Below are 18,214 nucleotides of genomic sequence, written 5' to 3' on the forward strand. Positions count from 1 at the left end.
AGGACACCCATGGTCGGCAGCGAGGACGGGCCTGAACCCGCGGCGGTGACGCTGATGGACGCCCAGCCGATGGACCCAGACGAGCTGCCGGACGGCCTGGTGATCGCCGACGCGCAGGGCCGGGTGGTCTGCTTCAACCGCGCCGCCGCCCGGCTGACCGGCTTCGCCGCGGCCCGCATGCTGGGCCGCCCGCTGGACGAGGTGCTCCCGCTGGAGGACCTGGACGGCCGCCGCTGGTGGCCGCTGACCGACCCGTACGGCGGCCTGGCCATCCGCACCCGCCAGCCCGAGCGCAACCTGCTGCTGCCCGGCGGCCGCGAGGTGCTGGTGTCTGTCCAGTACGTCCGCGAGCGCCCGCGCGGGCCGGTGCTGCGGGTGCTGGTGGCGCTGCGCGGCACCGAGGCGCGCCGGCGCACCGAGCGGGCGCACGCCGAGCTGATCGCCACCGTCGCGCACGAGCTGCGCTCGCCGCTGACCAGCGTCAAGGGCTTCACCGCGACCCTGCTCAACAAGTGGGAGCGGTTCACCGACGGCCAGAAGCGGCTGATGCTGGAGACCGTCAACTCCGACGCCGACCGGGTGACCCGGTTGATCGCCGAGCTGCTGGACATCTCCCGGATCGACGCCGGCCGCCTGGAGCTGCGCAAGCAGGTGGTGGACCTCGCCAAGGCGGTGCACCGGCAGGTGGCCGGGAAGATCGCCGCGGGTGTCGCGGAGGAGCGCTTCGACGTCCGGATCGCGGACGGCCTGACCCAGCAGTGGGCCGATCCCGACAAGATGGACCAGGTGCTGGCCAACCTGCTGGAAAACGCGGTGCGCCACGGCGAGGGGACTGTCACCATCGAGGTGGCACCGGCGAAGGAGATCGTCGAGGCCGCGTCCTGGGAGCACCCGGGCACCCCGCCCCGATTCGTGGAAGGCACAGCGGTCACCGTGAGCGACGAAGGCAGCGGCATCCCCGAGGAGTCGATGCCGCGCGTCTTCACCCGCTTCTGGCGCGGCAGCAAGCGCGGCGGCACGGGCCTGGGCCTCTATATCGTCAAGGGCATCGTGGAGGCCCACGGCGGCGCCATCCGGATCGACCGCGCCCCCGGCGGCGGCGCGCGGTTCCGATTTATCCTGCCCGCCGGGGTGCCCGACTTCATGTCCTGAGTTTCGGACAACGGGCCCGGCGGGCGGTGGAAAAGCAGGCGTGAGACTGCCTGCGACTACACTCGACCTGGTGTAACGCCCTGTGCGGCTGAGCCGCGGACACCCTCCCCGTGCATGTGGTGGGATCGGTCTGCCCGCGCCCCGGCCACATAGGGCGTAGCCGCTGGAAATGACCTGAGCACGGACGAGCTGGAGCACGGGAAAGATAGAGATGTCCGCACCCAATAAGTCGTACGACCCGGTGGAGGTCGAGGCATTGAAGCCCGAAGAGGTCGAGCGAGCCCGGGACGAGGCGATCGCGGCCTTCGCCGCGGCGACCGGCCTCGAGGAGCTCAAGCAGGCCAAGGTCGCGCACACCGGCGACCGGTCTGCGCTCTCGCTCGCCAACCGCGAGATCGGCGCGCTGCCCCCGCAGGCCAAGGCCACCGCCGGCAAGCTGATCGGCCAGGCCCGCGGCGCGGTCAACCAGGCGCTGGCGAAGCGTCAGGCCGAGCTGGAGGCGGAGCGCGACGCCCGCGTGCTGGTCGAGGAGGCGGTGGACGTCACGCTGCCGTTCGACCGTGCCCCGCGCGGCGCCCGGCACCCGCTGACCACGCTGGCCGAGCGCATCGAGGACACCTTCGTCGCGATGGGCTACGAGATCGCCGAGGGCCCCGAGGTCGAGGCGGAGTGGCTCAACTTCGACGCCCTCAACCTGGGCCCGGACCACCCGGCCCGCTCGATGCAGGACACCTTCTTCGTCGCGGCCCCCGACGGCTCGCCCGACTCGGGCGTCGTGCTGCGCACCCAGACCTCGCCGGTGCAGATCCGCACCATGCTCGACCGCGAGCCGCCGATCTACGCGATCTGCCCCGGCCGGGTCTACCGGACGGACGAGCTGGACGCCACCCACACCCCGGTCTTCCGGCAGGTCGAGGGCATCGCGGTGGACGAGGGCATCACCTTCGCCGACCTCAAGGGCACCATCGAGCAGCTGGTCTCCAAGCTGATCGGGGACGAGCTGGAGCTGCGTTGGCGGCCCTCGTACTTCCCGTTCACCGAGCCGAGCGCCGAGGTGGACCTTCAGTGCTTCGTCTGCCGGGGTGCCAGCGTCGGCAACCCGGACCGCCCCTGCCGGACCTGCTCCTCCGAGGGCTGGATCGAGCTCGGCGGCTGCGGCGTGGTCAACCCGCGGGTGCTGATCGCCAGCGGCGTCGACCCGAACCGCTACAGCGGGTTCGCCTTCGGCCTGGGCCTGGAGCGGATCCTGATGAATCGTCACAACGTCGCCGACATGCGCGACATGGTCGAGGGTGATGTGCGCTTCACTCTCCCGTTCGGGATGGAGATCTGATGCGCGTCCCGCTTTCCTGGCTGCGTGAGTACGTCGACCTGCCCGCCGGTGAGACCGGCCGCGACGTCGCCGAGCGGCTGATCCGGGCCGGCCTGGAGGTCGAGACCGTCGAGCAGCTCGGCGGCGACCTCAAGGGCCCGCTGGTGGTCGGCCAGGTGCTGTCCATCGAGGAGCTCACCGAGTTCAAGAAGCCGATCCGGCACTGCTGGGTGAACGTCGGCGACGCCAACGGCACCGGCGAGCCGCAGGAGATCGTCTGCGGCGCCCGCAACTTCGCGGTCGGCGACAAGGTCGTCGTGGTGCTCCCCGGCGCCGTGCTGCCCGGCCCGTTCCCGATCGCCGCGCGGCAGACCTACGGCCACACCTCGGCCGGCATGATCTGCTCGGCGCGCGAGCTCGGCATGGGCGACGACCACGACGGCATCATCGTGCTCCCCGAGCACTACGAGCCCGGCACCGACGCGATCGAGCTGCTCCAGCTGGTCGACGAGGTGCTGGACATCGCCGTCACCCCCGACCGCGGCTACTGCCTGTCGATGCGCGGGGTGGCCCGCGAGGCCGCCGCCGCGTACGGGCTGCCGCTGGCCGACCCGGCGCTGCTGGACGTGCCGCCGGCCAACTCCTACGGCTACCTGGTCAAGGTCGCCGACCCGGTGGGCTGCGACCGCTTCGTCGCGCGCACGGTGACCGGCATCGACCCGGCCGCCAAGTCGCCGATCTGGCTTCAGCGCCGCCTGCAGAAGATGCACGTGAGGCCGATCTCGCTGACCGTCGACATCACCAACTACGTGATGCTGGAGGTCGGTCAGCCGCTGCACGCCTACGACCGCAACCGGGTGGACGGCCCGTTGCAGGTCCGCCGCGCGAGCGAGGGCGAGCTGCTCACCACGCTGGACGGCGTCAAGCGCAAGCTCTCCGCCGAGGACCTGCTGATCTGCGACAACTCCGGGCCGATCGGCCTGGCGGGTGTCATGGGCGGCGCCTCGACCGAGATCCTCGACCCGGTGGCCGACCCGGAGACCGGCGAGGTCACCGGGTCCACCGAGGTGATCATCGAGGCCGCGCACTTCGACCCGGTCGCGGTCGCCCGCAGCGCCAAGCGGCACAAGCTGCCCTCCGAGGCCTCCAAGCGCTTCGAGCGCGGGGTGGACCCGGAGGCGGCGCGCGCCGCCGCCCAGCGCGCGGTGGACCTGCTGGTGCTGATCGCCGGCGGTACGGCCGAGGCCGGCGTCACCGACATCGCGGCCCCGCGCCCGATGCGCACCATCACCATCGCCGCCGACCTGCCCGACCGGGTCGCCGGCACCGAGTACGGCCGCGAGACCGTCACCCGGCGCCTGCAGGAGGTCGGTTGCGCGGTCTCCGGCTCCGACGTCCTGGAGGTCACCCCGCCGACCTGGCGCCTGGACCTCACCGACCCCAACGACCTGGCGGAGGAGGTCATCCGGCTGGAGGGCTACGACAACGTCCCCGCCCGGATGCCCACCGTCCCGCCGGGCCGCGGTCTCACCGAGGCGCAGCGGATGCACCGCCGGGTCGGCGTGGCACTGGCCGCGGCCGGCTACGTCGAGGTCAACAACTACCCGTTCCTCGGGGACGCGGCCTTCGACGCACTGGGCCTGGACAAGGACGACGCGCGCCGGCGCACCGTCAAGCTGGTCAACCCGTTGAACGACGAGGAGCCGGCGCTGCGCACCACGCTGCTGCCGGGCCTGCTCGCCACCCTGCGGCGCAACGTCGGCCGAGGCAACACCGACCTGGCGATCTTCGAGGCGGGCCTGGTCTTCCGGCCCAAGTCCGAGCTCCTGGTCGCGCCGCGCCCGCCGGTCGACCGCCGTCCCACGGCCGAGGAGCTGGCCGCGCTGGACTCCGCGCTGCCCGACCAGCCGCGCCGGATCGCGGTCGCGCTGGCCGGCGAGCGGCAGCCGTCCGGCTGGTGGGGCGCCGGTGCGCCGTCCGGTTGGGCCGACGCCGTCGAGGCGGCTCGTACGGTGGCCCGTGCGGCCGGGGTGGAGCTGGAGGTCCGCCAGGACCAGCACGCCCCCTGGCACCCGGGCCGCTGCGCGGCGCTCTACGCCGCGGGCACCGACCGGCTGGTCGGCCACGCCGGCGAGCTGCACCCGCGGGTCCTCAAGGCAATGCACCTGCCCGAGCGCACCAGCGCGATGGAGCTGGACCTGGACGCGCTGAGCGCCGACGGCGCGCGGCGCGTCGAGGGCCCGGCGGTCTCCGGCTTCCCGGTGGCCACCCAGGACGTCGCGCTGATCGTGGACCGCGACGTCCCGGCGGCCCGCGTGGAGCTGGCGCTGCGTGAGGGCGCGGGTGAACTGCTGGAGGCCATCCGGCTGTTCGACGTCTTCGAGGGCGAGCAGGTGGGCGAGGGCAAGAAGTCGCTGGCGTACGCGCTGCGCTTCCGCGCCACCGACCGCACGCTGACCGCCGACGAGGCCTCCGCCGCCCGCGCGGCGGCCGTGGCCTCGGCTGAGGCCAGCACGGGCGCGGTCCTGCGCGGCGCGTAGCCCGCAGCCTGCATCCGAAGGGGCCCCGACCGTTTCGCGGTCGGGGCCCCTTCCGGCGTCTAAATCCGGGGCGCCGTCGGTTGATTGCACGGTACGGTAGTTCAACGGGAGAACACCTCGATTTCAGCATGATCCGCACTCTTCACCGTGCCGGCGTGAGCAATTGGGCGGCACACCTCGGGCCCGGGAACTGGATACGTTCCCGGGCCCTCCTTCGTCTTCTCGCACAAAGGAGTACGTGCTGTGAGCGCCGCTGGAACCGCGGTGGCCCGTGCGGTCACCGACGTCCTGCAACCGCGCAACGTGCTGGTCGCCGGGCTGACCGGCCTGGGCGCCGCGGCGGCCGGCGACTGGACGGGCGCCGCCTGGGGGCTGTTCGCGGCCCTGTGCGCGGGGCTGGTCCCGGCCGGCTACATCGACTGGGAGCGCAAGCGCGGCACCTGGGGCGACCGGCACGTGGTCGACCGCACCAAGCGGGCGCCGATCTTCCTCGTCATCCTCGGCTCGATCGGCTGCGGCAGCCTGGTGATGGTCCTGGCGCACGCGCCGCACGACATCCTCACCGCGATGATCGCGCTGTGGGCGATGACCGTGGTGCTGCTCACCGTCAACACGGTGTGGAAGATCAGCGTCGACAGCGCGGTCGCCTCCGCGGTGGTGGCGATGCTGGCTGCGGTGCAGTCGCCCTGGTGGCTGCTGGCCTACCCGCTGGTGGCCGCGGTCTGCTGGTCGCGCGTCGCGCTGACGTACCACTCCGTCGCGCAGACGGTGGCCGGCGCCTCGCTGGGGCTGGCCACCGCGGGCGTCTGGCTGATCTGACGGCGCCTCACCTGCGGCCGGGTGAACCGGGCCGCAGGTGAGGCGGGAGAGCCGACGTCAGGAGGTCGCGGTGTAGTCGTAGAAGCCGCGGCCGGACTTGCGGCCGAGCAGGCCCGCGTCGACCATCCGGGAGAGCAGCGGCGGCGCGGCGTACAGCGCTTCCTTGTACTCGTGGTACATCGAGTCGGCGATCGAGGCGATGGTGTCCAGGCCGATCAGGTCGCACAGGCGCAGCGGGCCCATCGGGTGGGCGCAGCCGGCCTCCATGCCCTTGTCGATGTCCGACGCGGTGGCCACGCCCGACTCGAACATCCGCACCGCCGACAGCAGGTACGGCACCAGCAGTGCGTTGACCACGAAGCCGGCCCGGTCGCGGGCCCGGATCGGCTCCTTGCCGAGCACCTGGACGGCGAAGGCCTCGACCCGCGCGGTGGTCTCGGCGGAGGTGGTCAGGGTCGGGATGACCTCGACCAGCCGCTGCACCGGCGCGGGGTTGAAGAAGTGCAGGCCGATCACCTGCTCGGGCCGCGAGGTGGAGGCGGCGAGCTTCACGATCGGGATCGAGGAGGTGTTGGAGGCCAGCACCGCGTCCCGGCGGGTCATCACCTGGTCCAGCTTCTGGAAGATCTGGATCTTGATGTCCTCGCGCTCGGCCACCGCCTCGACCGCGAGGTCGCGGTCGGCGAAGTCGGCGAGGTCGGTGGTGAAGGAGAGGCGGCCCAGTGCCTCCTCGCGCTGCTCCTGGGTGAGCTTGCCGCGCTTGACGGCGGTGTCCAGCGAGTTGGTCACCCGGTTGCGGCCGAACTCCAGGGCCTCGTCGGTGGCCTCCGAGACCAGGACGTCCAATCCGGCCCGGGCGAACACCTCGGCGATGCCCGATCCCATGAGGCCGCAGCCGACCACTCCGACGCGCGCGATGTCGCTCACTTATCTGCCTTTCAAGACTCCGCCGGGCGGGATCACCGCCCATGTCGTTCGACCGTACTACTCCGAGCGGCTGAATCCTCCACTCGCCCTGCTGTTCGGCCGATCGGATGAGGTGTTCGCGCTTGCCCGTGTGGCCCAGCGCACGCGCCCGGCGTGCGGGCGCATGCTGTCGGCCGGGGCCCAGGCGGGGGCGGAGGGAGCGCGAGCATGCGGAGCGGGACGCTGGACGGACAGGTGGCCCTGATCACCGGCGCGGGGCGGGGCATCGGCCGCGAGATCGCCCTCGGCCTGGCCGCCGAGGGCATGGCGGTGGGCCTGGTCGGCCGCACCCAGGAGCGCCTGATCCAGACGTTGAAGGACTGCGTGCGCCTCGGCGCCCGGGGCATCGCGCTCTCCGCGGACGTCGCCAGGCCCGGCGCGGTGCGCGAGGCGGTCCGCACCGTGGAGCGCGACCTCGGCCCGATCGACCTGCTGGTCAACAACGCGGGCCAGATCGACCGGGCCGAGGAGCCGATCTGGGAGGTCGACTCGGCCCAGTGGTGGCAGGTGGTGGAGGTCAACCTGCGCGGCCCGTTCAACCTGATGCGCAGTGTGCTGCCGGGCATGGTGCAGCGCCGGCGCGGGCGGATCCTCAACCTCAACTCCGGCTTCGCGCTGCGCCCCGACGGCCGCTACACCGCGTACGCGACGTCCAAGGGCGCGCTGCTCCAGCTCTCCGACAACATCGCCGACTCGCTGGCCGCGCACCAGGTGGTGGTGCTGGACATCAGCCCGGGTGCGGTGGCCACCGACATGACCGCCGGGATGCCGATGTTCGCGGGGATGAAGGAGTGGAACTCCATCCCGTACATGGTCGCGGTCGCGGTGGACGCCGCCCGCGGCCGGTTCGACGCGCTGCACGGGCGCTTCGTCCACGCGGGGCGGGACAACCTGGAGCAGCTGCTCGCACGGGCCGACGAGATCCGCGAGCTGGACGCCCGCACCCTGCGGCTGCGTCCGTACGGGGCTGACGACCCGTTGGCCTGAGCGCCGGGCGGGGCGCGCCTCAGGCCATCAGCTCGCTGGCGGTCACCGCGCTCAGGCCGCGCTGCCCGAGCGCGTCCAGCAGGCTCGGCAGGGTGTCCACGGTGCCCTGGTGGCCCATGTGCAGGGCGATCACCGACCCCGCCTTCACCGAGGCGAGGATCCGGCGCTGGACGACCTCGCCGCCCGGATCGGTGTAGTCGCGCGGGTCGAGGCTGAAGGAGAGGCAGTGCTCGTAGCCCACCTTGCGGGCCTGGTCCTTCACCCGTGCGGTGGCGTACTGGGCGGCGGAGGGGCGGAACCAGCGGCCGATCGAGCCGGTGAGCTCCTGGAGGCGGTCGGCGCACTCGGAGATCTCGGCGTACGCGCGGTCGGCCGACATGCTGCTGATGTCCAGGTGGTTCTGGGTGTGGTTGCCGAGCTCGTGACCGGCGCTCAGGATCCGCTTGGCCATCTGCGGCTGCTGGTCCAACCAGGTGCCGACGGCCAGCACGGTCACCCGGGCACCGTGCTGCTCGGCGGCCTCCAGGATGGCGGTGGCCAGCTCGGGGTCGCCCTGGCCGTGGAAGGTCAGCGCGACCTGGGGGCGGTCGCCGGAGCCGGTGACCACCTCGAACGGGGTGTCCTCGGGCAGCGGCGTGAGCACCGGGGGCGTCGGCGCGGCGGGGCTGGGCGAGGCGGCGGCGCTCGCGGCCGCCGGGGCGGGCGGGGCGGGCGGGTCGGAGCCCGGGACCGGGCCGGCGGCGGCCGGTGGTCGGCCCGGCGCTACGAGCGAGGTGGGCAGCGGTCTGCCCGCGCCGGCGGCCTCCTTCCCACAGGCCGGGAGGAAGGCGCCCGCCGCGGTGAGGGCGGCCAGCTGGGCAGCGGTACGCAGAATCCTGCGGCGGTCGACAGTCATCGCTGGTCAGCATAAATACGACATATCGCCCGGGCGATTCGGCGGCGGATCGCAGCGTCTATGTGCTGGTCCGCAGCCGGAAGATCCCGTACGAGAAGCCGCCCGCCCGGATCGTCCCCCCGGCCAGCTCCACCCCGTGCACGGCAAGGGGCTCCCCCCGGCCGAGCGTGCGGGGCAGCGCGACCTCGACGCCGTCGCGGCGGGGGTTGACCACCACCAGGTGCGTGCCGCCGCGCAGGTGGACCAACGGGTAGTCCTCGTACAGGACTTCGACGCTGCCGGTGGGACCGAGCGCGGGTGTCCCGCGGCGCAGCCGGATCAGCCCGCGCACGTGCTGGAGCAGCGAGTCGGGATCGGCGCGCTGGGCCGCGACGGTGGGGCGCCCGGGATCGGGGTCGATCGGGAGGTAGTGGTCGGCGGCGGGAGCGGTGGAGAACCCGGCACCCGGGCCGTCGTCCCACTGCATGGGGGTGCGCGAGCCCTGGCGCTGCTCGGTGCCGAACTGACTGCCCTCCTTCTCCGGCAGCCCGGGGACGAAGCGCATGCCGATCTCGTCGCCGTAGTAGATCACCGGCAGGGTCGGCCAGCTCAGCAGGAAGGCGAAGGCGGCCGGGAGTTGCTCGCGGGTGCGCGGGCCGCAGGCCAGCCGGGAGAAGTCGTGGTTGGCGGTGGGCAGCGCGATCTGGCCGCGGCCGTCTACGGCGGCCTCGGCGTGCCGCCAGGCGGTCAGGAACTCGGCCGTCGATCCGCGCCCCGCGGCGTCGAACCAGCAGGGTTCGCCGTGCGCCCAGGTTCCTTGACTGCCCGTCCCGTTGTCCCAGAGCGAGCGCATCGCCCGGCCGCGGAAGTGCAGGAAGAAGTCGGCGTGCAGGCCGGCCGGGACGGAGAGCGCCGGGTCGCCCCACTCGGCGAGCAGCACCCGGTCGGGGTAGTGGGCGTCCAGCCAGCCGCGCAGCTCGCCCCAGAGCCGGCCGGTCTCCCGGTACCCCGGATCGTCCTTGACCAGCGAGGAGGCCATGTCCACCCGGAAGCCGGCCACGCCGAGGTCGAACCAGTGCGCCATGATCTCCCGCAGGGCGGCCCGGTTCGCCAACGGCCCGGGGGCGTCGACCGGTTGGCGCCAGGGCTCGGCGGGGTCGGGGCGGGCGTAGCCGAAGTTCAGTGCGGGCTGGATCGGGTAGAAGTTGGCGCGGTAGAAGCCGCCGCGCGCACCCTGGTTGGGGATCCACTCACCGACCGGCGCAGTGATCCGGTCCGACCAGATGTAGCGGTCGTCCCCCGGGGTCTGCGCGGAGTGCCGGAACCAGGGGTGGCGGTGCGAGGTGTGACCCGGCACCAGGTCGAGCAGTACCCGGATGCCGCGCCGGCCGGCCGCCTCGACCAGCGCGACGAGGTCGGCGGTGGTGCCGTAGCGCGGCGCGATCGCCAGGTAGTCCTCGACGTCGTAGCCCGCGTCGCCGAACTCCGAGGCGAAGCACGGGCTGAGCCAGAGCGCGGTGACCCCCAGCCAGGCCAGGTGGTCCAGGCGGGCGGTGATCCCGGGCAGGTCGCCGATGCCGTCGCCGTCGGAGTCGGCGTAGCTCTGCGGGTAGATCTGGTAGAGCACGGCGTCGGCGAGCCAGTCGGGCGTCATGCCGTTCAGGGTAGGGGGCGCGGGGCCGCTGTCGTCAGAGGGCGTCGGCGGCGCCGATCAGGGCGCGGGCGATCCGGTGGGCGTCCTGCTCGGTGGTGCGCCAGTTGCTGAACGCGGCGCGCAGCGCCGGGACGCCCTGGTAGAGCGTCGGCGTCACGAACACCTCGCCGGCCGCCGCGCCTGCCAGCGCGGCCAGCCGCTGCGCGGTGGGCTCCTCGGCGAGGGTGAAGCAGACCACGTTGAGCCGGACGGGTGCCGCCAGCCGCAGCCGCGGCGCCGCCTCCAGCGCGGCGCCGAGCGTGCGGGCGCCCGCCACGCAGCGCTCGACGATCTCCCGAACGCCGTCCCGCCCGTATGCGCGCAAGGTGAACCAGGCCGGCAGGGCGCGCAGTCGCCGGGAGTTCTCGGGGGTGAGGTGGACGAAGTCCGGCACCTCGCCGAGCGGGCCGAGGTAGGCCGCCGCGTTCTGGAAGACCCGGGCCTGAAGGTCGGGGCGGCGGGTGAACTGGACGGCGCTGTCGTAGGGGACGTTGAGCCATTTGTGCAGGTCGATGCAGATCGAGTCGGCCAGGTCGAGCCCGTCGACCAGGTGCGCGTGCTCGGGCGACAGCGCCGCGAAGGCCCCGAAGGCGCCGTCCACGTGCAGCCAGAAGGGGTAGCGCTGCCGCAGCGCGGCCAGCGCCCGCAGGTCGTCGAAGTCGACGCTGTTGACCGTGCCCGCGTTGGCCACCACGATGCACGGGCCGTCCGCCGCCGCGAGCGCGCGTTCCAGCGCCGCCGGGTCGACGGCCTCGCGGCCCGGCAGCCGGTCCACCGCGACCAGCGCCTCGCGGCCCAGGCCCAGCACCGACAGCGCCTTGCCGACGCTGGAGTGCGGGCTGCCGGACAGCACCCGGACCCGGCCCAGCGCGCCCGCGCCCTGCTCGGCCGGCGAGACCCCGAGCTGCTCGCCCAGCCACTCGCGGGCGACCGCCAGGCCGGTGGTGTTGGACTGCGTCGCGCCGCTCACGAAGGCGCCGCCGTGCTCGGGGCCCAGGCCGAAGAGCTCGCGCAGCCAGGCCAGCGTCTGCCGCTCCAGGTGCTGGCCGGCCGGGTCGGCCGAGGAGTTGGGGTTCTGGTCGTAGGTGCTGGTCAGCCAGTCGCCGGCCAGGGCGGCCGGGGTGGCGCCGCCGGTGACGAAGCCCAGGTAGCGCGGCCCGGCGCTCGCCGAGAGGGCGGGCTCCCAGTCGGCGGTGAACTCCTCCAGCGCGCGCTCCAGCCCCACGCCCGCCTCGTCCAGCGGCGCGCGAGGGGGGACGGCTGCGCCGAGGTCGACCACCGGGCGCTCCGGCAGCCCGTCCAGGAATCCCACCGCCCGCTTGCGGACGGCCTCCAGCAGGTCGGGCAGCCGGTCGAGGTCGGTGGCGAGCTGGGGGTGCATCGGGCGGCTCCGTTCGTCGGGTACGGGCCGACCCTAGGCGCGGAGCACTGGCGGCGTCCCGAGCCACTTGGGATCAAGTGGACTCAGATTCGGGCGTGGGTGGCGATGTCCGCGGTGAACTCGTCGATCATCGCCGGGGTCACCGTCGGGCGGCAGCCGGCGATGGCGGCCAGGTAGTCGGCGGTGGTCGCGCCGGCGAACTCGGGGGCGCCGGGGAGCGGGCGGGCCAGGTCGCGTTCGAAGGCGCTCTGGGCGGCGCCGCGGGCGGCGTGCTCGATGTCGGCGGGGGTGAACAGCTCGCTGGCGCCGACCAGGACGTCCAGGTCGACGTCCGGGCGGCCGGCCGCGTACCGGCGCCAGATCGCCGTGCGGGCGGCGGCGTCCGGGGTGCCGATCGGGACGAGGTAGTCGAACCGGCCCGGGCGCAGGAAGGCCGGGTCCAGCGAGCGCACCGAGTTGGTGGCGCAGACCAGCAGCCGTTCGTCCTGCTCGCGGAAGCCCGGGATGATCTTCAGTAGCTCGTTGGTGATCCCGTGCGCCGCGCTGTCCGGCCGGTCACCGCGGACGGCGGCGATCTCCTCGACCTCGTCGATGAAGACCAGCACCCGTTCCAGCGCGCCGATCCGGGCGAACGCCTCGCGCAGCGCCGCCGCAAGGTTGCCCTGGTCGGCCAGCCGGGAGGGCAGCAGTTCGACGAACGGCCAGCCCAGCCGGGAGGCGATGGCCCGGGCGAAGGTGGTCTTGCCGGTGCCCGGCGGCCCGAACAGGGCGATCGCGCGCGGCGGTTGCACGCCGTGCCGGGCGGCCAGCTCGGGTTCGGCCAGCGGGAGGACGATCCGACGCTCGATCAGGCTCTTCTCCGCCTCCATCCCGGCCACCTTGTCCCACAGGTCGCCGGGCAGCAGCCGGCCGCCGAGCTCCTCCAGCAGGTCCACCGACGGTCCGGCGGCGGGCTCGGTCTTCTCGAAGTACGCGGCGGCCGGGCGCCGGGTGTAGCCCGCGTTGTGCAGGCCCTCGCCGAGCAGCTCCTCCTCGGGCAGCACATACGCGATCCGGCGCACCCGCAGCGCCACCAGCCGCCGTTCCAGCTCGCGCAGCAGCGCGCTCGCCACACCGAGGCCGCGCCAGCCGGGCGCGATCGCGATCCGCATCACCCAGGCCCTCTCACCTGCCGTGCAGGCCAGCGCCGCGCCGATCGCCGCGCCGTCGTGCACGGCCACCACCGCCGGCTGGCGGCCCGTCAGCGCACCGATGCACTCGGCCAGCGAGAACACCGACTCCTGGCCGAGTTCGGCCGTGGTGTCGATCAGGTGCACGACGGTGGCGAGATCGTCCTCGCGGTAGTCGTGGATCAGCCAGTTCATGGGTACCGCCCCTCGCAGCTCGTGGGCCGAGGCTAGGGCGGGCCGGCGTGCGGGGGCGTCCGCCGGGACGGACAAGGCGGTGGGCGAAACCGGACGGTCCGGCGCTGGCGCGGCGGCTGTCAGCCCGCCCGCAGCGCGGTGAGGTGGGCGAAGACCACGACATTGGCGGTGTAGTCGTTCTTCTTGTGGTCGTACGTGCCGCCGCAGGTGATCAGGCGGAGCTGGGCGTCCTGGGTGGCGCCGTAGACCCTGTCGTCCGGGAACTTGTTCTTGGGATAGGCCTCGGCGCTGTCGACGGTGAACTCGGCGGTGACGCCGTCGTCGCGCGCGATGTCGACCTTGCTGCCCGCGGGCAGGGCGCTCAGGTTCCAGAAGACGGCCGGGGAGGTCTTGGTGTCCACGTGCCCCAGGACCAGCGCGGGGCCGCGGTTGCCGGGCACCGTGCCGCCGCGGTACCAGCCGACCAGGTTGGTGTCGTCGGGCGGCGGTGCGTTGAGGGCGCCGTCGGCGCCCAGGTCGAGGGCGGTGAAGGGCGCGTTCACCCCGATCGCGGGGATGGTCAGCCGGACGGGGTGTGCTGCGGTGGCGACCGGGGCGTGTGGCTTGGCGCTGGCACCCGGGGTCGGGAGGCCGGCCAGCGGCGGGTGGGCGGCGGCGGGCTGGGGCGGCAGCGCGGTGGCGTCGTCCAGTGACTGGTGGATCATGAAAAGGCCGAGCAGGCAGGCGCCGATGGCCCCGTAGAGCACCCGGCGCCGCTGACGGCTCATCGCGGTCGAATCGCTGGTCGGCGGTGGTGTCTTGGCCATCGGGCGCCTCTCTCAGTGCGGTGTGGTGGGGGAGTGGGTGCGCCCCGCGCGGCGCGCCTCCGTCAGGAGGGCACTGCGCGGGGCGGGCGAGGGGCGGGGGTCAGGCCGCGACGCCGGCGGCCGGCTTGCGGCGGCGCAGCGCGACCGCGCCCACGGCGATGCCGCCGACCAGCAGCGCGGAGCCGGTGGCCAGTCCGCCGGTGCCCAGCGCGGCGAAGCCGCCGCCGGTGTGCACGGCGCCGTGCGGGCTCTTGTCGCCCTCCCAGGCCTCCTTGGACTCCTTGCCCTCCCCGCCCTTCGACTCCCCGCCCTTCGACTCGTCGGCCTTCTTGTCATCGGCCTTCTTGGAGTCGTCCCACTTCTTGTCGTCGGCCTTCTTGTCGTCGACCTTCTTGTCCTCCGTGGTCGGCGCGGTGACCGCGCCGGTCTTGGTACTCGGGTCGACATCGGCGTGGGCCATCGGGGCGGCCATACTCAGGGCAGCGGCGGTGAGAGCGGCAGCGGCAAGGTGGTGTACACGACGCATGAGGGTGAGTCCTTTCGGTGGGCGCTCCGCGGAGGGCGACGGATCGTCAGCCTGAGGGGATCCAGGGGCGCTCCACCCACACTCCGTCGCACACCGTGGTGACGCGACTTCGGATCGTGCAAACGCGTGACGCTGCGCAGTGGAAAGTCGGTGCCGTCGGTGTGCCGCCGGGCGGACGCCGGAGGCGTGTGTCATGCTCGTAAAATTTGACGGCACAGCGTCAAAACTCTTCTGGCGACCGCCCCGGCCGCCTACCGTCGTGGCGTGATGACTCAACGATCCCGCTGCTTAGCGGTCCTCGCCGCCCTCCTGCTGGCCTTCGCCGCCGCCCTGGTCGCCCCCGCGACCGCCGCTCCGGCGAACGCCGTCCAGCACGGCGCCAGTCAGCCCGTCTACTCCTACGCCAACGCCATCCGGGAGACCGTCTGGGTCGACACCGGCCTCGACAACGACGGCAGTTCAGGCACCGACCGGGTCGCCGCCGACATCATCCGGCCCAGCGAACCGGCCGCGGCCGGCCAGAAGATCCCCGTGATCATGGACGCCAGCCCGTACTACTCCTGCTGCGGACGCGGCAACGAGAGCCAGCTCAAGACCTACGACGCCAACGGCAACCCGGTGCAGTTCCCGCTCTACTACGACAACTACTTCGTGCCGCGCGGCTACGCCGTGGTGCTGGTCGACCTGGCCGGCACCAACCGTTCGCAGGGCTGCGTGGACGTCGGCGGTCCCGCCGACGTCACCTCGGCCAAGGCGGTGGTCGACTGGCTGAACGGCCGCGCCCACGGCTACAGCTCCGTCACCGGCGGCAGCCTCGTCAGCCCCACCTGGACCAACGGCTCGGTCGGCATGATCGGCAAGTCCTGGGACGGCACGATCGCCAACGGCGTCGCCGCGACCGGCGTTCAGGGCCTGAAGACCATCGTGCCGATCTCCGCGATCAGCTCCTGGTACGACTACTACCGCTCGGACGGCGCCGCGCTCTACAGCGGCACCCCCGCCGACCTGGCCTCGGAGGTGGAGAGCTCGAACGCCGCGCCGAACTGCTCGACGGTGCAGAGCCAGCTCGCCGCGGGGTCGCCGTCCAACGGCAACTGGAGCCCGCTCTGGCAGGCGCGCGACTACGTCGCCTCAGCAGCCAGTGTCAGGGCCAGCGTCTTCGTGGTGCACGGGATGGAGGATCTCAACGTCCGCGACATCAACTTCTCGCAGTGGTGGTCGGCGCTGGCCAGGACCGGCGTGGACCGCAAGATCTGGCTCTCCCAGACCGGCCACGTGGACCCCTTCGACTACCGGCGCAGCGCCTGGGTGGACACCCTGCACGACTGGTTCGACCACTACCTGATGGGCGTCGACAACGGCATCCAGAGCGCTCCGGTGGCCGACATCGAGCGCGCCCCCGACCAGTGGACCCAGGAGCAGACCTGGCCCGCCCCCGGTACGGTCGCCACCACCCTGAACCTGACGCCCGGCGCGCTGACCGCGGGGACGGGCGGCGGCAGCGCGAGCTTCACCGACAACCCCTCGCTCGGCGAGGACAACTGGGCCTCCGAGGCCGACCAGTCGACCTCGGAGAAGACCGCGTTCAGCACCGGCGCGCTCACCCAGCCGCTGCAGATGTCGGGCCAGGGCTCGATCACCCTGAAGGTCACGCCGTCCACGAAGAGCGCGCACCTGAGTGCTGTGCTGGTCGACCTCGGGCCGGCCACCATTCGCAACTACGAGGGCTCGGGCGAGGGCATCACCACGCTCGGCACCCGGTCCTGCTGGGGTGACAGCACGGCGGGCGACAGCGCCTGCTTCCTGGACACCGCGGCCGACACCGAGCAGGTGGGCTACACGATCTTCAGCCGGGGGTGGGCCGACCTCGGGCACTACGCCGGGCTGAACTCGGCCGCCACCATCACGCCGGGCAAGGCGTACACGATCACCTTCAACCTGGCCGGAACCGACCACGTGGTGCCCGCCGGGCACCGGCTGGCCCTGATCGTGGCCGGGACCGACAACGGGTTGCTCAACCCGGCGTCCACCAGGCCGAAGGTGACCATCGACCTGGCGCACTCCTCGCTCCAGCTGCCGCTGGTGGGCGGCGCGGGGCAGCTGCCGGCGGGCGGTGGGCACGCCGGTGGTGCGATGCTGCCCGGACTGACGGTTCGTCAGGCTCCGGCGGAGCGCGACTCGTTCCGGTAGGACTCGGCCGGGCCCGGTTTCCCCGGGCCCGGCCGACCGGGTTCACCAGTCCGGGGCGATCCGTTCCCCGGTGTCCAGGCGGTGGACGGCCAGCGCCTCCACCGGGCAGAGTTCGGCCGCCTCGGTGACCGCCTCGCGATCGGTGGTGGCGGGCCGCAGGGCGCGGGCGCGGCCGTCCGGGCCGAGGGCCAGGTCCGCCGGTGCGGTGCCGGCGCAGAGACCGGTGCCCACGCAGCGGTCGCGGTCGACCCGGACGACCAGGGCGGGTGCGGTGCCTTGACGGTTCATCGCGTTACCAGCCGACCGGCAGGACGAGCGGGCTGCGGGTGAGCAGCCCGCGGCGCCACTCGATGGACTCGGGGTCGACCTCCAGCCGCAGGCCCGGCAGCCGGCGGGACAGCCGGTGCAGGGCCAACTCCAGCTCCATCCGGGCCAGCCAGGCGCCCAGGCAGTGGTGCGGACCGGCGCCGAAGGTGAGGCTGGGCGTCGGCAGCGGCGCGAAGAGGTCCCGGCCGCCCTGCCCGCCGTAGACCGCCGGGTCCAGGTTGGCGGGCCTGGTGTCGGCGGCCACCACGCTGCCCGCGGGGATCGTGACGCCACCGATCTCCACGTCCTCCACGGCCCGGCGCAGCAGCCCGGGCAGCATCTCGCTGTCGCCGAGCGGGACGGTGCGCAGCAGTTGCTCGGCCGCGGCCGCCGCGGCCTCCTCGCCGGTGCCGATCCGCTGCCAGTCCTCGCGGGCCTCGGCCTCGCCGAGCAGGTAGACCAGCGCGTTGCCCAGCGAGGTCATCGTGGTCTCGTGCCCGGCCACCACCAACCCGCAGACCAGGGATATCAGTTGGCCCTCGGTCACCTCGCCGTCCTGGTCGCAGGCCTGCACCAGGCTGCTGACCAGGTCGTCGCCGGGGGCGCGCCGCCGCTCGGTCACCAGGGCGGCCGCGAACATCCCGAACTCCAGCATCGCCTCCTGCACCTGCTCTGCGGAGTACGCGGCGGCCGACAGCGCGTGGTCGCTCCAGTGGCCCAGCCGCTTGAGGTCCAGGCCGTCCAGTCCCATCAGCCGGCTGATCACCGCGACCGGCAGCGGACGGGTGAACGAGGCGACCAGGTCGGTGGGTTGGCCGCCGTCGGTCAGGTCGTCCAGCAGGCCGTCCACCACCGAGGCCACCCAGGGGCGCCAGCGTGCGATGGCCCGGGGGGTGAAGGCGCGCTGCACGGTGCGGCGCAGCCGCTGGTGCTCGATGCCGTCCAGGTTGAGCAGGCCGTCCGGGTCGTCGAGCAGGTTCGGATAGGGCGTCAGCGGGGGAGCGTCGGGGCCGTACAGCGAGGTCCGGTTGAGGCGGGGGTCGGTGAGCACCTGGCGGACGTCCGCGTGGCGGCGCACCACCCAGACGGGCGTGCCGGTCACCAGCGTGGCGAGCACCGGCGGTCCGGGGGTGGTGAATTGCAGGCAGTGCATCGGGATGAGCGCGGGTGCGGCGGTCGTGTCTTCGGCGTCGAGGGACATCGATCCTCCTGGCGGTAGGCCGGGGCACCGCCGGCACGCGCGGTGCTCCTGATGCTACTGACGGTAAACGTCCTACGCCTGCTCAACCAGGGGGTGG

The 18,214-nt window shown here is 73.1% G+C and carries 15 protein-coding genes; 6 read left to right on the forward strand and 9 right to left on the reverse strand.

Translation table 11 applies throughout. The features are described from left to right. Positions 1-9 precede the first annotated feature (9 nt). The 4 genes from P3T37_RS01775 to P3T37_RS01790 all read left to right on the forward strand — a co-directional run bounded on the left by P3T37_RS01775 (position 10) and on the right by P3T37_RS01790 (position 5,823). Positions 10-1,152, forward strand: a complete 1,143-nt coding sequence (locus P3T37_RS01775; protein ID WP_280721560.1) for an ATP-binding protein — start codon at positions 10-12, stop codon at positions 1,150-1,152. Positions 1,153-1,363: 211 nt separating this feature from the next. Further along, complete coding sequence (gene pheS / locus P3T37_RS01780; RefSeq protein ID WP_280721561.1) at positions 1,364-2,485, forward strand: phenylalanine--tRNA ligase subunit alpha; 1,122 nt, start codon at positions 1,364-1,366, stop codon at positions 2,483-2,485. Further along, entirely contained in the window at positions 2,485-5,004 is a 2,520-nt protein-coding gene (gene pheT, locus P3T37_RS01785) for a phenylalanine--tRNA ligase subunit beta (RefSeq protein ID WP_280721562.1), read from the forward strand. The genes pheS and pheT overlap by 1 nt, the downstream gene beginning before the upstream one ends. A 243-nt stretch (positions 5,005-5,247) precedes the next feature. Then, a complete protein-coding gene (locus P3T37_RS01790) occupies positions 5,248-5,823 on the forward strand; it encodes a hypothetical protein (RefSeq protein ID WP_280721563.1) in 576 nt (191 codons plus the stop codon). 57 nt (positions 5,824-5,880) lie between these two features. On the opposite strand, the gene P3T37_RS01795 is transcribed toward P3T37_RS01790, so the two are convergent. Next, on the reverse strand, positions 5,881-6,750 hold the full coding sequence (locus P3T37_RS01795) for a 3-hydroxybutyryl-CoA dehydrogenase (RefSeq protein ID WP_280721564.1): 870 nt from the start codon (positions 6,748-6,750) through the stop codon (positions 5,881-5,883). A 207-nt stretch (positions 6,751-6,957) separates the two neighbouring features. Between P3T37_RS01795 and P3T37_RS01800 the strand changes: the two genes are divergently transcribed. Continuing rightward, positions 6,958-7,776 carry an SDR family oxidoreductase gene (locus P3T37_RS01800; RefSeq protein ID WP_280721565.1) on the forward strand — a complete coding sequence of 273 codons (819 nt, stop codon included), beginning with the start codon at positions 6,958-6,960 and terminating at the stop codon, positions 7,774-7,776. Between the two features lie 19 nt (positions 7,777-7,795). On the opposite strand, the gene P3T37_RS01805 is transcribed toward P3T37_RS01800, so the two are convergent. The 6 genes from P3T37_RS01805 to P3T37_RS01830 form a co-directional block, all read right to left on the reverse strand. Then, positions 7,796-8,671 carry a polysaccharide deacetylase family protein gene (locus tag P3T37_RS01805; RefSeq protein ID WP_280721566.1) on the reverse strand — a complete coding sequence of 292 codons (876 nt, stop codon included), beginning with the start codon at positions 8,669-8,671 and terminating at the stop codon, positions 7,796-7,798. A gap of 58 nt (positions 8,672-8,729) precedes the next feature. Continuing rightward, a complete protein-coding gene (locus P3T37_RS01810) occupies positions 8,730-10,304 on the reverse strand; it encodes an alpha-amylase family glycosyl hydrolase (protein ID WP_280721567.1) in 1,575 nt (524 codons plus the stop codon). Positions 10,305-10,338: 34 nt separating this feature from the next. After that, complete coding sequence (locus P3T37_RS01815; protein ID WP_280721568.1) at positions 10,339-11,724, reverse strand: pyridoxal-dependent decarboxylase; 1,386 nt, start codon at positions 11,722-11,724, stop codon at positions 10,339-10,341. Positions 11,725-11,807: 83 nt separating this feature from the next. Next, positions 11,808-13,088, reverse strand: coding sequence for a bifunctional GNAT family N-acetyltransferase/ATP-binding protein (locus P3T37_RS01820; protein ID WP_280721569.1), 1,281 nt, complete (start codon positions 13,086-13,088; stop codon positions 11,808-11,810). A 119-nt stretch (positions 13,089-13,207) separates the two neighbouring features. Beyond that, complete coding sequence (locus P3T37_RS01825; RefSeq protein ID WP_280721570.1) at positions 13,208-13,894, reverse strand: class F sortase; 687 nt, start codon at positions 13,892-13,894, stop codon at positions 13,208-13,210. A 100-nt stretch (positions 13,895-13,994) separates the two neighbouring features. Next, positions 13,995-14,420 (reverse strand): hypothetical protein, encoded by a 426-nt coding sequence (locus tag P3T37_RS01830; protein WP_280721571.1) that lies wholly within the window; start codon positions 14,418-14,420, stop codon positions 13,995-13,997. A 267-nt stretch (positions 14,421-14,687) separates the two neighbouring features. Here P3T37_RS01830 and P3T37_RS01835 point away from each other — a divergent pair, with 267 nt between their 5' ends. Next, positions 14,688-16,610, forward strand: coding sequence for a Xaa-Pro dipeptidyl-peptidase (locus tag P3T37_RS01835; RefSeq protein ID WP_280721690.1), 1,923 nt, complete (start codon positions 14,688-14,690; stop codon positions 16,608-16,610). A gap of 42 nt (positions 16,611-16,652) precedes the next feature. On the opposite strand, the gene P3T37_RS01840 is transcribed toward P3T37_RS01835, so the two are convergent. Further along, positions 16,653-16,898, reverse strand: coding sequence for a ferredoxin (locus tag P3T37_RS01840; RefSeq protein WP_280721572.1), 246 nt, complete (start codon positions 16,896-16,898; stop codon positions 16,653-16,655). Positions 16,899-16,902: 4 nt separating this feature from the next. Beyond that, entirely contained in the window at positions 16,903-18,117 is a 1,215-nt protein-coding gene (locus tag P3T37_RS01845; RefSeq protein WP_280721573.1) for a cytochrome P450, read from the reverse strand. Between the last annotated feature and the right edge of the window lie 97 nt (positions 18,118-18,214).

This window comes from Kitasatospora sp. MAA4 (assembly GCF_029893355.1).
Taxonomy (GTDB): Bacteria; Actinomycetota; Actinomycetes; order Streptomycetales; family Streptomycetaceae; genus Kitasatospora.

Excerpts from the sequence above, each read along its gene's own strand:
- P3T37_RS01775 (WP_280721560.1), top strand. The coding sequence starts at position 10 with ATGGTCGGCAGCGAGGACGGGCCTGAACCCGCGGCGGTGACGCTGATG.
- pheS (WP_280721561.1), top strand. The coding sequence starts at position 1,364 with ATGTCCGCACCCAATAAGTCGTACGACCCGGTGGAGGTCGAGGCATTG.
- pheT (WP_280721562.1), top strand. The coding sequence starts at position 2,485 with ATGCGCGTCCCGCTTTCCTGGCTGCGTGAGTACGTCGACCTGCCCGCC.
- P3T37_RS01800 (WP_280721565.1), top strand. The coding sequence starts at position 6,958 with ATGCGGAGCGGGACGCTGGACGGACAGGTGGCCCTGATCACCGGCGCG.
- P3T37_RS01805 (WP_280721566.1), bottom strand. The coding sequence starts at position 8,671 with ATGACTGTCGACCGCCGCAGGATTCTGCGTACCGCTGCCCAGCTGGCC.
- P3T37_RS01810 (WP_280721567.1), bottom strand. The coding sequence starts at position 10,304 with ATGACGCCCGACTGGCTCGCCGACGCCGTGCTCTACCAGATCTACCCG.
- P3T37_RS01815 (WP_280721568.1), bottom strand. The coding sequence starts at position 11,724 with ATGCACCCCCAGCTCGCCACCGACCTCGACCGGCTGCCCGACCTGCTG.
- P3T37_RS01820 (WP_280721569.1), bottom strand. The coding sequence starts at position 13,088 with ATGAACTGGCTGATCCACGACTACCGCGAGGACGATCTCGCCACCGTC.
- P3T37_RS01825 (WP_280721570.1), bottom strand. The coding sequence starts at position 13,894 with ATGGCCAAGACACCACCGCCGACCAGCGATTCGACCGCGATGAGCCGT.
- P3T37_RS01830 (WP_280721571.1), bottom strand. The coding sequence starts at position 14,420 with ATGCGTCGTGTACACCACCTTGCCGCTGCCGCTCTCACCGCCGCTGCC.
- P3T37_RS01835 (WP_280721690.1), top strand. The coding sequence starts at position 14,688 with ATGACTCAACGATCCCGCTGCTTAGCGGTCCTCGCCGCCCTCCTGCTG.
- P3T37_RS01840 (WP_280721572.1), bottom strand. The coding sequence starts at position 16,898 with ATGAACCGTCAAGGCACCGCACCCGCCCTGGTCGTCCGGGTCGACCGC.
- P3T37_RS01845 (WP_280721573.1), bottom strand. The coding sequence starts at position 18,117 with ATGTCCCTCGACGCCGAAGACACGACCGCCGCACCCGCGCTCATCCCG.